At 73.6% G+C, this 15,059-nt stretch carries 11 protein-coding genes; 9 read left to right on the top strand and 2 right to left on the bottom strand.

Going from position 1 to position 15,059, the window contains the following annotated elements:
- The first annotated feature begins 51 nt into the window (after positions 1 to 51).
- The 3 genes from ACFP3U_RS27645 (at position 52) to ACFP3U_RS27635 (ending at position 4,787) form a co-directional block, all read left to right on the top strand.
- Positions 52 to 1,512, top strand: coding sequence for a penicillin-binding transpeptidase domain-containing protein (locus tag ACFP3U_RS27645; RefSeq protein ID WP_380228443.1), 1,461 nt, complete (start codon positions 52 to 54; stop codon positions 1,510 to 1,512).
- Between the two features lie 131 nt (positions 1,513 to 1,643).
- On the top strand, positions 1,644 to 3,200 hold the full coding sequence (locus ACFP3U_RS27640) for an amino acid permease (RefSeq protein WP_380228442.1): 1,557 nt from the start codon (positions 1,644 to 1,646) through the stop codon (positions 3,198 to 3,200).
- A 174-nt stretch (positions 3,201 to 3,374) separates the two neighbouring features.
- The gene (locus ACFP3U_RS27635) at positions 3,375 to 4,787 is read left to right on the top strand and encodes a glycosyltransferase 87 family protein (RefSeq protein ID WP_380228420.1); all 1,413 of its coding nucleotides are present in this window, start codon (positions 3,375 to 3,377) and stop codon (positions 4,785 to 4,787) included.
- A gap of 30 nt (positions 4,788 to 4,817) precedes the next feature.
- On the opposite strand, the gene ACFP3U_RS27630 is transcribed toward ACFP3U_RS27635, so the two are convergent.
- Positions 4,818 to 6,587: a penicillin-binding transpeptidase domain-containing protein gene (locus ACFP3U_RS27630; protein ID WP_380228419.1), complete on the bottom strand. Its 1,770-nt coding sequence runs from the start codon at positions 6,585 to 6,587 to the stop codon at positions 4,818 to 4,820.
- Positions 6,588 to 6,776: 189 nt separating this feature from the next.
- Positions 6,777 to 8,693 (bottom strand): dolichyl-phosphate-mannose--protein mannosyltransferase, encoded by a 1,917-nt coding sequence (locus ACFP3U_RS27625; protein ID WP_380228418.1) that lies wholly within the window; start codon positions 8,691 to 8,693, stop codon positions 6,777 to 6,779.
- A gap of 106 nt (positions 8,694 to 8,799) precedes the next feature.
- Here ACFP3U_RS27625 and rsmI point away from each other — a divergent pair, with 106 nt between their 5' ends.
- From rsmI to ACFP3U_RS27595, 6 genes are all read left to right on the top strand, one after another.
- Complete coding sequence (gene rsmI, locus ACFP3U_RS27620) at positions 8,800 to 9,672, top strand: 16S rRNA (cytidine(1402)-2'-O)-methyltransferase (protein WP_380228417.1); 873 nt, start codon at positions 8,800 to 8,802, stop codon at positions 9,670 to 9,672.
- A 286-nt stretch (positions 9,673 to 9,958) separates the two neighbouring features.
- Positions 9,959 to 10,399: a hypothetical protein gene (locus tag ACFP3U_RS27615; RefSeq protein ID WP_380228416.1), complete on the top strand. Its 441-nt coding sequence runs from the start codon at positions 9,959 to 9,961 to the stop codon at positions 10,397 to 10,399.
- Between the two features lie 134 nt (positions 10,400 to 10,533).
- Complete coding sequence (metG, locus tag ACFP3U_RS27610) at positions 10,534 to 12,153, top strand: methionine--tRNA ligase (RefSeq protein WP_380228415.1); 1,620 nt, start codon at positions 10,534 to 10,536, stop codon at positions 12,151 to 12,153.
- Positions 12,154 to 12,199: 46 nt separating this feature from the next.
- Positions 12,200 to 13,078, top strand: a complete 879-nt coding sequence (locus tag ACFP3U_RS27605) for a TatD family hydrolase (RefSeq protein WP_380228414.1) — start codon at positions 12,200 to 12,202, stop codon at positions 13,076 to 13,078.
- Between the two features lie 81 nt (positions 13,079 to 13,159).
- Positions 13,160 to 14,029, top strand: a complete 870-nt coding sequence (rsmA, locus tag ACFP3U_RS27600; protein WP_380228413.1) for a 16S rRNA (adenine(1518)-N(6)/adenine(1519)-N(6))-dimethyltransferase RsmA — start codon at positions 13,160 to 13,162, stop codon at positions 14,027 to 14,029.
- A 10-nt stretch (positions 14,030 to 14,039) separates the two neighbouring features.
- Positions 14,040 to 14,975: a 4-(cytidine 5'-diphospho)-2-C-methyl-D-erythritol kinase gene (locus ACFP3U_RS27595; protein ID WP_380228412.1), complete on the top strand. Its 936-nt coding sequence runs from the start codon at positions 14,040 to 14,042 to the stop codon at positions 14,973 to 14,975.
- Positions 14,976 to 15,059: the final 84 nt, after the last annotated feature.

The raw sequence follows: 15,059 nt of genomic DNA, 5'->3' as shown, positions 1-15,059 counted from the left end.
GACCGGAGCGCCGGGGGTCGGCCGGGCGGTGGGCCGCAGGGACTGCCGGGGATCTCCGTCACCGGGCGCCGGGCCGGCACCTTCTGCCTGCTGCTGATCGTGGCGCTCTGCGTCCAGGCCACCCGGGTGCAGGTGTTCCGGGCCGACGAGCTGAACCACAACAGCGCCAACCAGCGGCTCGTCGTCGAGCGCTACTCCCAGCCGCGCGGCGGCATCCTGGTGGGGGCCGACAGCGTCACCGGCTCCGAGCCCACCGGCGGGCGGTACGACTACAAGCGCACCTACACCGACGGCCCGCTGTACGCGGCCGTCACCGGCTGGTCCTCGCAGACCTACGGCAACTCCCTGCTGGAGGGGACCGAGGACGCGCTGCTCTCCGGGACGGACAGCCGGCTGGCGAGCCGGCCGGTGTGGGACGCGGTGGCCCGCCGGCAGAACCCCGGCGGGGACGTCCGCACGACCATCGACCGGGCCGCCCAGGAGGCGGCGGTGCGCGGACTCGGCCGGCAGAAGGGCGCGGTCGCCGCGATCGAGCCGGCCACCGGGCGGATCCTGGCGCTGGTCTCCACCCCCTCCTACGACCCGGGGAGCTTCGCCGGCACCTCCGCCGACGACCGGGCGGCCTGGGGCCGGCTCCAGGCCGACCCCGACCAGCCGATGCTCAACCGGGCGCTGCGGCAGACCTACCCGCCCGGCTCGACCTTCAAGGTGGTCACCGCGGCGGCGGCGCTGGAGCACGGCGTGGTCACCGACATCGACGCGCCGACCGACACCCCCTCCCCGTACGTCCTGCCGGGCACCGACCGGGTGCTGGTCAACGAGTCCGCGGCCTGCGACGAACCGGGCCGGTCGCTGGACACCGCGATGGTGCTCAGCTGCAACAGCGTGCTCGGCCGGCTCGGGGTCGCGGTCGGCCTGGGGCCGATGGTGGCGACCGCCGAGGCCTTCGGCTTCAACGACGCCCGGCTGGACGTCCCGGTGCGGGCGGCCCGGTCCAATTTCGACACCCGGATGGACGAGTCGCAGCTGGCGCTCTCCTCGATCGGCCAGTTCGACACCGCCGCCACGCCGCTGGTGATGGCGATGGTCGCGGCGGGGATCGCCAACAACGGCACCGTGATGCGTCCACAGCTTGTGGACAGACTGACCGCGAGCGACGGCACCGTGGTGCGGCAGGCGCGGCCCGCCGTCTACCGGCAGGCGGTCGGCGCGGGCACCGCCGGGCAGGTGCGGCGGCTGATGACCGACGCGGTGGAGAACGGCACCGGGCGGGCCGCCCGGATCCCCGGCGCGGTGGTCGGCGGCAAGACCGGCACCGCCGAGCACGGGGAGGGCAACAGCGGGACGCCGTACGCCTGGTTCATCTCCTGGGCGGTGCCGGCCGGATCGGACGCGGTGCCGCCGGTGGCGGTCGCCGTGGTGGTGGCGGACAGCGATGCCGCCGAGGTGACGGGCGGCGGGCTGGCGGCGCCGATCGCCCGCGCGGTGATGCAGGCGGTGCTGGACCGGTGAACTCTTTCCCGATAGCCCGATAGCCCGATAGCCCGATGCGACGGTTCGTACAATGCGCGTGCCGAGACTGTTCGTTTACGACACTGGTGCTTTCGCGCGGTACTGTCCCATCTTTGTTCGGTTGGTCCACGATGGCACCCTTCGGCGCGTCGAGTGACCGGCCGCCCGGACATCCTCCTCCGCCCAGAAGGACCCTCGTTTTGGCCAGCAACACGCTCGGCGCGCGCCTCACCAGGCGCAAGCCCGTCTCCACCCTGATCGCCGAGAGCGAGGGCCGTGACGGCCTGCCCGCCGGGGCGCCGGAGGAGGGCGGACGGTCCGGCATCCACCTGCGCCGCTCGATCGGGCTCTGGCAGCTGTCCGCGATCGGCATCGGCGCCACCATCGGCACCGGCATCTTCTTCGTACTGAACAGCGCGGTGCCGTCGGCCGGCCCGGCCGTCATCCTCTCCTTCGTGATCGCGGCCGTCACCGCCGGCCTCACCGCGCTGTGCTACGCCGAGATGGCCTCCGCCATCCCGGTCAGCGGGTCCTCCTACTCCTACGCGTACGCCACCCTCGGCGAGGGCGTGGCCTTCGCCGTCGGCATCTGCCTGCTCATGGAGTACGGCGTCTCGGCCTCCGCGATCGCGGTCGGCTGGGCCGAGTACCTCAACAAGTTCTTCGACCTGGCGTTCGGCTTCAAGCTCCCCGAGGTGCTCTCCGGCGCGCCCGGCGAGGGCCACTGGTTCAACCTGCCGGCGCTGCTGCTGGTCGCGATGGTCTGCTTCCTGCTGATCCGCGGCGTCGGCGAGTCGGTCAAGGTCAACGCGGCCATGGTGGGCGTCAAGATCGTCATCCTGCTGCTCTTCATCGGCGTCGCGCTGACCGGCTTCCACTCCGGCAACCTGACCCCGTTCATGCCGCTGGGCGTCGGCGGCGTCCAGGTCGCGGCCTCCAGCATCTTCTTCTCCTTCATCGGCCTGGACGCCGTGTCCACCGCCGGTGAGGAGGTCAAGAACCCCCGGCGCACCCTGCCGATGGCGATCATCATCTCGCTGCTCGTGGTCACCGTGCTGTACATCCTGGTGGCCCTGGCCGGCATCGGCGCCCAGCCCTGGGAGAGGTTCGACGGCCAGGAGGCCGGCCTCGCCCAGATCCTCCAGGACATCACCGGCCAGAGCTGGCCCGCCATGGTCTTCGCGATCGGCGCGATCGTCTCGATCTTCTCGATCACCCTGGTCGTCATCTACGGCCAGACCCGCATCCTGTACTCGATGGGTCGCGACGGCATGCTGCCCAAGCGCTTCGCCGAGCTCTCGCCGCGCACCGGCACCCCGGTCTGGAACACCATCGTGGTCGGCCTGGGCGTCGGCGTGCTCGCCGCGTTCGTCCCCCTCCGGGTGCTGGCCGACATCACCAGCCTGGGTACTCTCCTTGCTTTCTCGGTGGTGGCGCTCGGTGTGATCGTGCTGCGCCGCACCCAGCCGGACCTGCCGCGCGGCTTCAAGGTGCCGGGCTACCCGGTCGTCCCGCTGGTCAGCGTCGGCTTCTGCGTCTATTTGATCACCGGCCTGCACGCGGACACCTTCGTGGCCGGCGGGGTCGCCCTGGTGATCGCGGTGGCGGTGTACTTCGGCTACAGCATCAAGCACTCCCGGCTGGAGCGGGCCGAGGCAGCGGCCGAGACCGGCACCAGGGTCGGCTGAGCACTCGATGCTTCGTGGACGGGGCCGCCCGGGGACACCTCTCCCGGGCGGCCCCGTCGGTGTTCCGATGAGTGTTCCCGCAGGTGTTCCCGGCTGTTCGCCGAGTCCGTGGCGGTGGACACTCCCGTCCGCCACATGGCGACAGGGCGCCGCCCCCGGCCCTAACCTTCCACCATGGTGAGCACCCGCACGCCCGGTTCCTCCCGTCCGCGCGGCGGCTCCACCGGCCGGAGCACGACCTCGACGACGCCCGCTCAGGCCGTTCCCCCGGTCAGACGCGGCCGCCCGCGCGGCGGCCCGGGCCACCGGTCGTTCCCCCGCCAGCGTGGTGAGGAGGGCCCGACGTCCCCGCCCGATCGGCTGAATCCGGCCGGGCTCGCCGGACACCGCGGCGTCCAACTGCTCGGCTGCCTGGTCGCCGCCGGCTGGGCGGCGGGCTTCCCGATCGTCTCCGATCTCTCCAACCAGCGCCTGTGGGGCGAGCTCGCCGCCCCCGCCTACCTGCTCGCCGGGGTGCTCTGCCTGACCCTCCCACGCCGTCTCGCGGCCCGCGCCGGAGCGGCGGCCGCCCTGCTCGGCGCCGTCCTGGTCCCGCTCGTGGTCCTGGTGCTGGAGGGCCGCCACCAGTCCGAGGTGATGGTGGTCGAGCGCTCCGCGCACCTGCTCTTCACCACCGGGAGCCCTTACCTGCCGGATCCGGTGGTGGTCACCGACTACAACCCCTACCTGCCGGCGATGGCGCTGTTCGGGGTGCCGCGCGCGCTGTTCGGGGACGGCAATCCGCTGGCCCGGCTGGCCGGGGACGCCCGGATCTGGTTCGCGCTGGCCTTCGCCGTCTGTCTGCTGGCGAGCTGGCGGCTGCTGCGGCCGAGCCGGGACCGCGCGCCGCTGCTGCCGCTGACCGTGCTCACCGCCTCGCCGCTGGTCGCGCTGGCGCTCGTCGGCGGCGGGGTCGACCTGCCGCTGATCGGGCTGTGCTGCCTGGCGATGGCGCTGGCCGAACGGGACCGGACGATCGCCGCCGGGCTGGTGCTCGCCCTGGCCGGGTGCCTGAAGTGGACGGTCTGGCCGGCGCTGCCGGTGGCCGTCCTGCTGCTCTGGCGGCTCTACGGCCGGCGGCCGGCCGCCCGGGCCGGGCTGACCGCGCTCGGCGCGGCGGGCGCGGTGATGCTGCCGTACGCCCTGCTCCGGGCCGAGGAGCTGCGCGACCAGGTGGTGCGCTTCCCGCTCGGGCTGACCGCGATCCAGACCCCGGCCGGCAGCCCGCTGCCCGGCAAGGTGCTGGCCGGGTTCGGGCCCACCGGGCACATCGCCTCGCTGGTGCTGCTGACCGTCGGCGGGCTCGGGGTGGCGGTCTGGCTGCTGGCCCGGCCGCCGGTCTCCGCGATCGCCGCCGCCGACCTGCTGGCCGCCGGGCTGGCGATCGCCTTCATGCTGGCGCCGGCCGGGCGGTTCGGGTACCTGGCGCTGCCGGTGGTGCTGGTGATCTGGCCCCGGCTGGCGGCCGGGCGGTGGACCGGCCGCCCACCCGTGCCGCCCTGCCTGCTCAGCTACCCGGAGCCCGCCCTGCCGGCGGTCCAGCCGTAGGGCGGGCCCAGGGCGGGCGTCCTGGCCGGGTCAGCGGTTGCCGGCCGCCTTGATGATCGAGGCGACGGCGGGGCCGGCGGCGTCCACGCCGTGGCCGCCGCCCTCGACCTCGGCGGCGACCGCGAGGTTGCCCCGGTAGGCGGTGAACCAGCTGTTGGTGGTGGCGATGCCGGTCGCCTCGGCCGAGCCGGTCTTGGCGCCCGCGTTGTCGGAGATCCCGACCATCACCTCCTTGGCGGTGCCGCCGGTGGCGGTGGCGGCCATCATGGCCTTCAGCTTTCCGTCGACGTCGGGGCCCAGGTCGCGGGCGGCCTTCTGCTGCGGCAGCTCGGCGACCAGGATCGGCTGCTTGAAGGTGCCGCTCTGCACGGTGGCCGTGATCGAGGCGATGGCCAGTGGGTTCATCTGGACCTTGCCCTGGCCGATCGACTGCATGGCCTGCTCGTCCTTGTTGGTGCCGGCGTCCGGGATCACCGCGTCGAAGCTGGGCAGGCCGGTCTGCCAGTTCAGGCCGATGCCGTACACGTCCTTGGCCGTGGTGGTCAGCGCGCCCGGCTTGAGGCTGGTCAGGCCCTGGTCGATGAAGGCCGTGTTGCAGGAGATCATGAAGTCCTGCTGGAGGGTGTTGTTCGGGTACGCGTCGGGGAACGAGTTCGGGATCTTCTTCGGGTTGCTGCTCAGGTTCGGGCAGGGCACCGGGGTGTCCGGGTTGATCCCGGCCTCCAGCAGGGCGGTGGAGGTGAGGATCTTCAGCGTGGAACCCGGGGCGAGCTGGCCCTGGAAGGCCCGGTTCAGGCCGGTGACCGGCGCGTTGGCGAAGGCCAGGACCTGGCCGGTGCTCGGCTCGATGGCGACGATCGAGCCCTTCTTGCCGCCCAGGTCGGTCATCGCCTTCTCGGCGGCGGCCTGCAGGGTGGCGTCGAGGGTCAGCTTGAACGGCTTCGGGGGCTTCGGGTCGACGATGGTGAACAGCCGGTCGGGCACGCTGTTCTGGTCGGCCGGGTTGGTGATCACCACGCCGGTGCCGTTGTCGTTCTGGTCCTTGTTCTGGTCCGCGAGGAGCTTGGCGACCTTGGCCTGCACCGTGGGGATCAGCGGGGTGATCGAGGGGCTGTTCAGCGGCTTGTTGTTGCGGTCCACCACGTTGCCCGCCAGCGGGGGCAGCGGCTGCACGCCGATCGTCTCGCCCGCGCCCAGGTGCGGGTGGATCACCGACGGGGCCCAGTGCACGGCCGGGGTGTCGTCGCTCATCTTCACGACGCCCAGGAAGCCGTTGTAGTCCCAGACCCGGTTGGTGCCCTCGAACTCGGCGCGGGCCTTGAAGGCCATCAGCACCCCGGTCGGGGCCGTGGCGGCGGCCGACGGGGAGTCGGTGGCGGCGGCGGTCGGGGCGGTCGGCGCGGCCGAGGCGGTGGCCGGGGGCTTGGCGGCGGCGCTGGGGGTGCCGGTCGCCGCGGCGAAGGCCGCCGGGGTGGCCGGGCCGGCCGGGGCCAGGGTGAGACCGCTCGGCTTGACCTGGTCCCGGAACGCGGTCAGCCCGGCGGTCGCGGCCGCCGGGTCGTCGGTCAGCGAGGCCGCCTTGGCGAGGTCGCCGGCCGCCCACGCGGCCAGGAACTCCTTGGTGCCGGCGGCCGCCTGCTCGGCGCTCGGAGGCTCGGCGACCACCGTGCGCGCCTTCTTGGCGGCCGGCTCGTCCTTGTCGTCCGAGCCGCCGACGAGGCTGTACGCCCCGTAGCCGCCCGCGGCGAGCATGGCGACGGCCACGCCGGTGATGATGCCGGTCTTCGCGCCATTGCGCATGGTGCTGGTCCCCCAAGGGTCAGGCGATCGGCCGCAGCCGGAGGTGGCCGGATGCGCGTTCGGAGCCCAGCCTAGGCAGCCGGACTCCGTACGCCGACGAAATGGCCGGGTCTTGTGACGGATCTGGTACGTGTCGCACACCACTCCGGTACGCTCCGCCCCCAGCTCCGCCGCCCGGGCCGTCCGCCGTCAGATCCAGGTGTTGAACCACATCCTGCGGCGCCAGTCGTCCATCGGAATCGTCTCGCCCGTGTACAGGGGGTGGAAGAAGAGGAAGTTCCACATGATCAGCAGGACCACCAGGCCGGCCGCCGCCCCGCCGATGATCCGGCGGTCCCGGGAGGAGCCGGCGGGCCCGATCAGCGCACCGAGCAGCATGGTCACCGCGAGCACCAGGAACGGCACGAAGCAGACCGCGTAGAACAGGAAGATCGTCCGCTGCTGGTAGGCGAACCAGGGCAGGTAGCCGGCGGCCAGGCCGCAGAGCACCGCGCCGGCCCGCCAGTCGCGCCGGGCCGCCCACCGCCACAGGCAGTAGACCAGGGCGATCACCCCGGTCCACCAGAGCAGCGGGGTGCCGATGCCGAGCACCTCGCGGGCGCACTCGTTCACGGTGCAGCCGGCCGTGCCCTGCTTCGGCGACTCGTAGAAGAAGGACACCGGCCGGCCCAGCACCAGCCAGCTCCACGGGTTCGACTGGTAGGTGTGCGGGTCGCTCAGATGGGTGTGGAAGTCGTAGACCGTCGAGTGGTAGTGCCAGAGCGCGCGCAGGCCCTCCGGGATCCACGGGTAGTCGGTGGACCGGCCGACCGCCCAGTCGCGGCCGTAGCCGCCCTGGTTCGGCGTGGTGCTGCTGGCGAACCAGCCCCACCAGGAGGTGAGGTAGACGGCCACCGAGACCACCACGACCGAGACGAAGGCCGGCACCGCGTCCCGGACCAGCGTCCACCGGTAGGGGCGGTCGGCGCCGGCCAGCCGGCGCGAGCCCGCGTCCCAGAGCACCGTCAGCAGGCCGAAGGCGGCCGCCACGTACAGGCCGCTCCACTTGGTCGCGCAGGTCAGGCCGACGCAGACGCCGGCCGCGATCCGGTAGGGGCGCCAGCCCAGGTTGAGCCGGTGGGCGAGCCCCGCGTCCGGGCCGCCGTCGCCGAGCGCCGTCAGCCGGGCGGCGATCCGGGCCCTGGTCCGGTCGCGGTCCAGCAGGAGGAAGCCGAAGGCGGCGAGGATCCAGAACATCACCACCAGGTCCAGCAGCGCGGACCGGCTCATCACGAAGTGCAGGCCGTCGACCGCGAGCAGCAGCCCCGCCACGCAGCCCAGCAGGGTCGAGCGGAACAGCCGGCGGGCGATCCGGGCCACCATCAGCACCGACAGGGTGCCGAGCAGCGCCACCGCGAACCGCCAGCCGAAGGGGTTCATCCCGAACAGCTGCTCACCGGCGCCGATGATCCACTTGCCGACCGGCGGGTGCACCACGTACGAGGGGTTGCTCCGGTACGGGACCGGGCCGCCTCCCATGATCTGCTCGTTGGCGCCGTCCGGCCAGCTGATCTCGTATCCGCCGTGCCAGAGCGCGTAGGCGTCCTTGGCGTAGTAGGTCTCGTCGAAGATGATCGCGTCCGGCGAGCCGAGGTCGGTGAACCGCAGCAGGCCGGCGAAGAGCGTCACCGCGAGCGGGCCGAGCCAGCCCGCCCAGCGGCAGAGCCACGACCACAGCGGCTCCGGCAGGGCGAGGCCCAGGCGGAGCAGCAGGGGGGAGGGCGGCACCCGCTTCGGGGTGACGCCCGGGCCGTCCGGCATCGGCGGGACCAGGCGCTCGGCCAGGGTCGCGGCGGGGGCCGGGGCGTAGCCGAACCGGGCCAGGCCGCGCAGCCAGGCGGGGCGCGGCGGGGGCGGGACGGGTGCCGGGGGCGGGACGGGTATGGAGCCGTCCGCACCGGGGGCGGAGCCGACCGCGGCGTCCGCACCGGGGGCGCCCTCGCCCGCCGGGTCGCGCTGACCCGGCAGAGCGGGCGACGGCCGGTCCGCCAGGGCCGGACCGCCGACGCCACCCCGCGCGGTGAGGTCTGTACCAGTGGGCGTCTGCGCCGCCGTGTCGCCGTTCATCCGCCACATGGTAGGGGTGCGTCACGACCGCGGGACGGCTCCCTCCGAAGCTGCCCGAATCGTCACCAAAAGCGCCGGGCGGCCGGTTGCTGGAAGGATGGGGCCCGTGACAGGAGTACTCGTACTGGCAGGAACCCCCATCGGCGACGTCGCGGACGCCCCGCCCAGGCTGCTCACCGAGCTGGCCACCGCAGACGTCATCGCGGCCGAGGACACCCGGCGGCTGCGCCGGCTCACCCAGGCGCTCGGGGTGACCCCGGCCGGGCGGGTGGTCTCCTACTTCGAGGGCAACGAGGTCGGGCGCACCCCCGAACTCGTCGAGGCGCTGCTCGGCGGGGCCCGCGTCCTGCTGGTCACCGACGCCGGGATGCCGTCCGTCTCCGACCCCGGCTACCGGCTGGTGGCCGCCGCGGTGGAGGCCGACGTCAAGGTGACCGCGGTGCCGGGGCCGTCCGCGGTGCTCACCGCGCTGGCGCTGTCCGGACTGCCCGTCGACCGGTTCACCTTCGAGGGCTTCCTGCCACGCAAGAACGGCGACCGGGCCCGGCAGCTGGCCTCCGTCGCCGCCGAGCCGCGCACCATGGTCTTCTTCGAGGCCCCGCACCGGATCGCCGAGGCGCTCGCCGCGATGGCCGAGGCGTTCGGCCCCGAGCGGCCCGCCGCCGTCTGCCGCGAGCTGACCAAGACCTACGAGGAGGTCAAGCGCGGGCCGATCGGCGAGCTGGCCGCCTGGGCGGCCGAGGGCGTCCGGGGCGAGATCACCGTGGTCGTGGCGGGCGCGCCGCCGGCCGCGCCGCAGGAGCTGACCCCGGCCGAGCTGGCCCGGCTGGTGGCCGTGCGGGAGGAGGCCGGCGAGCGTCGCAAGGAGGCGATCGCGGCCGTCGCGGCCGAACTCTCGCTGCCCAAGCGGGAGGTCTTCGACGCGGTGGTGGCGGCCAAGAACGCCACCGCGGGCGGCGCGGGCCGGACCGTCGGCTGACCCCTGGGACGCGCCTGCGGCAGGCGTCTGAGCTGCGGGTACGTACGGTTCGTGGGCGAGGTGCCGCGGGGGCCGCGGACGCGTACCTTGGAGAGAAGGCCCCGGGTAAACGCCCGTCGAGCTGAAGCTTCGGTCGAGGTTTTCGGACAGGACCCGCCCTTTCGTATAGGGCTTCCCAATCCCCCTCCAAGACTTCACAAGGCGGGCGTCGCCGGGGACGTTCCGGGCATTTCCTGGATGGAAAGACCCAGCCGGGTGAGCGCCCGGCGGGCGCTGGGAGACGGCTATGAGCGAGACGATCGGTAGCCCCCGCGGTGGCAACGCCCTGAGCGACCCCGGCCCGAGCGGTACCGGCCCGAGCGGCCGGACGCCCACTCCCGTCGAGACCGTCCGGGAGGCCTACTCCTTCGCGTGCCTGAGCTGCGGGTACGGCTGGGAGCAGGCCTACGACATCGAGCACCACGTGGCCCGGGACGGGCACGTCGTGATCGAGTACCACGCCAACGGAGTCCGGGTGCCGTCGCCGCTGCTCAAGCCGACCTGCCCGGGCTGCGGAGGCCACACCGTGCGGATCATGCGCGCGGGCCGGGTGGCCGTCGCGGACCAGCCGTGGCAGCACGCCCCCGGGTACCCGGCGCACGCGGAGCCGGCCGGTCCGCCCGGACCGGTGCGGACCGCCCCGTCGGGCGGGCGCTGGGCGCGGTTCTGGGCGCGGATGCGGGGCTGACGCCGACGGCGGTCGAGGGACCGAGGTGGGTCGAGGGCCGGCGGTCCGGGCGGTGCCCGGACCGCCGGCCCGTGGTGTTCCCGGCCGGGGCCCGCCGCCGGTCGGGGCCGGATCAGGGCCTAAGCTTGCGGACCATGGCGGCCACTGCAGACCAGAGCACCGACGGGGGCACCACCCCCGCCTACTTCGTCTCCACCCCGATCTACTACGTGAACGATCGCCCCCACCTGGGCCACGCGTACACGACCGTGGCGGGTGACGTGCTGACCCGCTGGCACCGCCAGCGCGGCGAGAAGGTGTGGTACCTGACCGGCACCGACGAGCACGGTCAGAAGATCCTGCGCACCGCCGAGGCCAACGGCGTCACCCCGCAGGAGTGGTGCGACAAGCTGGTCGAGGAGGCCTGGAAGCCGCTCTGGCAGCACCTGGAGATCGCCAACGACGACTTCGTCCGCACCACCCAGGAGCGGCACACCGCCCGGGTGCAGGAGTTCGTCCAGGACCTGTACGACAAGGGCGAGATCTACAAGGGCGGCTACTCCGGCCCGTACTGCGTCGGCTGCGAGGAGTACAAGCTCCCCGCCGAACTGCTCGACGGCGCCACCGAGGGCGAGAAGCTCTGCCCGATCCACAAGAAGCCGGTCGAGTGGCTGGAGGAGGAGAACTACTTCTTCAAGCTCTCCGCGTACGGCCCGAAGCTGCTGGAGTTCTACGCCGCGAACCCCGGCTTCATCGCCCCCGAGTCGGCCCGCAACGAGGTGCTGCGCTTCGTCGAGCAGGGCCTCCAGGACCTCTCCATCTCCCGCTCCACCTTCAACTGGGGCGTCCCGCTGCCCTGGGACGAGAAGCACGTCCTGTACGTGTGGGTGGACGCGCTGCTGAACTACATCACCGCGGCCGGCTACGGCGCCGACCCGGAGCGGTTCGCCGAGCTGTGGCCGGCCTCGGTGCACCTGGTCGGCAAGGACATCCTGCGCTTCCACGCGGTGATCTGGCCCGCCATGCTGATGGCCGCCGGCCTGCCGCTGCCGAAGCGGGTCGTCGCCAACGGCTGGCTGATGGTCGGCGGCGAGAAGATGTCCAAGTCCAACCTGACCGGCATCGCGCCCACCGACCTGACCTCGCACTTCGGCGTGGACGCGTACCGCTACTACTTCCTGCGGGCGATCCCGTTCGGCACCGACGGCTCGTTCTCCTGGGAGGACTTCACCGCCCGGTACACCTCCGAGCTGGCCAACGACTTCGGCAACCTCGCCTCCCGGGTGGCGGCCATGGTCGGCAAGTACTTCGACGGCGCGCTGCCGGCCTCGACCGCCCACGGCGACGCGGAGCAGGCCGTCGCGGACGGCCTCGCGGCGGCGGTGGGGACCGCCGACCGGAAGATCGGCGAGGAACTGGACTTCGCCGGCGGGCTCGCGGCGATCTTCGAGTTCGTCAAGCAGGTCAACGGCTACCTCACCGAGCAGGAGCCGTGGAAGGTCGCCAAGGACGACTCGGCCGAGGGCCGGGCCCGACTGGCCACCATCCTCTACACCGCCGCCGAGTCGCTGCGCGCCACCGCCGTGCTGCTCAACCCGGTCATGCCGGCCACCGCCGAGAAGCTCTGGCTCTCGCTGGGCGCGGCCGAGGGCCTGGGCGCGCTCGCCGACCAGACCGTCGCCGGTGCGGCCCAGTGGGGCCTGCTGCCCGTCGGGACCACCGTCACCAAGGGCGAGATCCTGTTCCCGCGACTCGAAGAGAAGCCGGCCTCCTGAGGCCACCCCTGAGGTCCGCCCCTGTGGCAGAGAAGGACGACGACTGATGCCGAAGAAGGACGACGAGCGGTCCACCCCGCCGCCGCTGCCGGCCCCGCTGGCGGTGGCGGTCGCGGACTCGCACACCCACCTGGACATGCAGTCCGGCACGCCGGAGGAGGGGCTCGCCCGCGCCGCCTCGGTCGGGGTGGCCACCGTCGTCCAGGTCGGCTGCGACGTGCCGGGCTCGCGCTGGGCCGCCGAACTGGCGGCCCGGTTCGAGCAGGTGCACGCCGCCGTCGCCCTGCACCCCAACGAGGCGCCGCGGATCTTCCTCGGCGACCCCGACGGCTGGTCCGGGCAGCGGCGGCAGCCCGGCGGGCAGGCCGCGCTCGACGCGGCGCTCGCCGAGATCGACGCGCTCGCGGCGCTGCCGCAGGTCCGCGCGGTCGGCGAGACCGGCCTCGACTACTTCCGCACCGGTCCGGAGGGCGTGGAGATCCAGAAGGAGTCGTTCCGCCGCCACATCGACATGGCCAAGCGGCACGGCAAGGCCCTGGTGATCCACGACCGGGACGCCCACGAGGACGTCATCGCCGTCCTGCTGGAGGAGGGCGCCCCCGAGCGGACCGTCTTCCACTGCTACTCCGGCGACGCGGAGATGGCCAAGGTCTGCGCCGAGCACGGCTGGTACCTCTCCTTCGCCGGCCCGGTCACCTTCAAGGCCAACCAGCCGCTGCGGGACGCCCTGGCCGTCACCCCGCTCGACCGGATCCTGGTCGAGACCGACGCGCCGTTCCTCACCCCGCACCCCTACCGGGGCCGCCCCAACGCGCCGTACCTGATCCCGGTCACGGTGCGGTCGATGGCGGACACGCTGGGACTGCACGAGGACGAGCTGTCGGCGGCCGTCGCCGCGAACACGGCGCGGGCCTTCGGGTACTGACCTCGGCGCCGTACCCCGTGGAGATCGACCTCGCGGCGGTCGTCGAGCCGTGAGCGCCCGCCGCGCCCGTATCCTTGGCGGGTGAGCACCACCGACCCCACCTCTGACAATCATCTGCTGGGCGCCGCGGACATCCGGGCGCTGGCCGACGCGTTCGGCGTCCGGCCGACCAAGCAGCGCGGGCAGAACTTCGTCATCGACGGCAACACCGTGCGGCGGATCGTCCGGGCCGCGGAGGTGACCGCCGAGGACGCGGTGGTGGAGGTCGGACCCGGGCTCGGGTCGCTGACCCTCGCGCTGCTGGAGGTCGCCCGGCACGTCACCGCCGTGGAGATCGACCCGGTGCTGGCCCAACACCTGCCGGACACCGTCGCCGCCCGGATGCCCGGCAAGGCCGACGCCTTCGACCTGGTGTTCAGCGACGCCATGGTGGTCACCGAGCTGCCCGGCCCGGCACCGACCGCGCTGGTCGCCAACCTGCCGTACAACGTGGCCGTGCCGGTGCTGCTGCACATGCTCGCCACCTTCCCCAGCATCGAGCGGACCCTGGTCATGGTGCAGAGCGAGGTCGCCGACCGGCTCGCCGCCAAGCCGGGCAACAAGGTCTACGGCGTCCCGTCGGTCAAGGCCAACTGGTACGCCGAGGTGAAGCGGGCCGGCGCCATCGGCCGCAACGTCTTCTGGCCCGCCCCCAACGTCGACTCCGGGCTGGTCTCGCTGGTCCGCCGCGACCCGCCGAGCACCACCGCGAGCCGGGACGAGGTGTTCGCGGTCGTCGACGCCGCGTTCGCCCAGCGCCGCAAGACCCTGCGGGCCGCGCTGGCCGGCTGGGCCGGCTCCGCCGCCGGGGCCGAGCAGGCGCTCGCCGCCGCCGGGATCGACCACAAGCTGCGCGGCGAGATGCTCACCGTCGAGCAGTTCGCCGCCATCGCCGAACACAAGCCGGAGTAAGGGTTTCCCAGTGAGCGTCACGGTACGCGTGCCCGCCAAGGTCAACGTCCAGCTCGGGGTCGGCGGCCTGCGCGCCGACGGCTTCCACGACCTGGCCAACGTCTTCTTCGCGGTCGCCCTCGGCGACGAGGTGACCGCGACGGCGGGCGGGCCCGGCACGGGCGTCACCCTGAGCTGCACCGGGCCGGACGCCGAGGCCGTCCCGCTGGACGACAGCAACCTCGCCGCCCGCGCCGCCCGGCTGCTCGCCACCCACCACGGCCTCGCCGCGCCCGACGTCCACCTGCACATCGCCAAGGCCATCCCGGTGGCCGGCGGCATGGCGGGCGGCAGCGCCGACGGCGCTGCCGCGCTGGTCGCCTGCGACGCGCTGTGGGGGCTCGGCACGCCGACCGAGGTGCTGCTGGAGCTCGCCGCCGAACTCGGCTCCGACGTGCCGTTCGCCCTGGTCGGCGGTGTCGCCCTGGGCCGTGGCCGGGGCGAGATCCTGGAGCCGCTGCCCGTCGCCGGCAGCTACCACTGGGTCTTCGCCGTCGCCGACGGCGGCCTCTCGACGCCCGCCGTCTTCCGGGAGTGCGACCGGCTGCGCGAGGAGGCCGGCACCGGCTCCGCCGACACCGAGGTGCGCACCCCCGACGCCGACCCCGCGCTGCTCGCCGCGCTCGCCGACGGCGACGCCGTCGCGCTGGCCGCCGCGCTGACCAACGACCTCCAGGCGGCCGCGCTGTCGCTGCGCCCGGCCCTCGCCGCCACCCTGCGGGCCGGCACCGAGGCCGGGGCGATCGGGGCCCTGGTCTCCGGCTCCGGCCCGACCTGCGCCTTCCTGGCCAAGGACGCCGAGTCGGCCGAGGCCGTCGCCGCCGCGCTGCGGGCCTCCGGCAGCTGCCGGGCCGCGCACGCCACGTACGGGCCGGTGCCGGGCGCGGCGGTGGCGGGCGGGGCGTAGGGCCCTAGGGACGCGGGGCCCGGCGGGGAGCGGCGGCCGTCCGGTCGGGCGCGCGGGGACCCGGGGCGGGCCCACTAGGCTGGG

The sequence above is a fragment of the Kitasatospora misakiensis genome (assembly GCF_042656005.1).
In the GTDB taxonomy this organism is placed as follows: Bacteria; Actinomycetota; Actinomycetes; order Streptomycetales; family Streptomycetaceae; genus Kitasatospora; species Kitasatospora misakiensis.
Note: the sequence above shows the minus strand (reverse complement) of the source record. Positions and strands in the feature narration are given on the sequence as shown.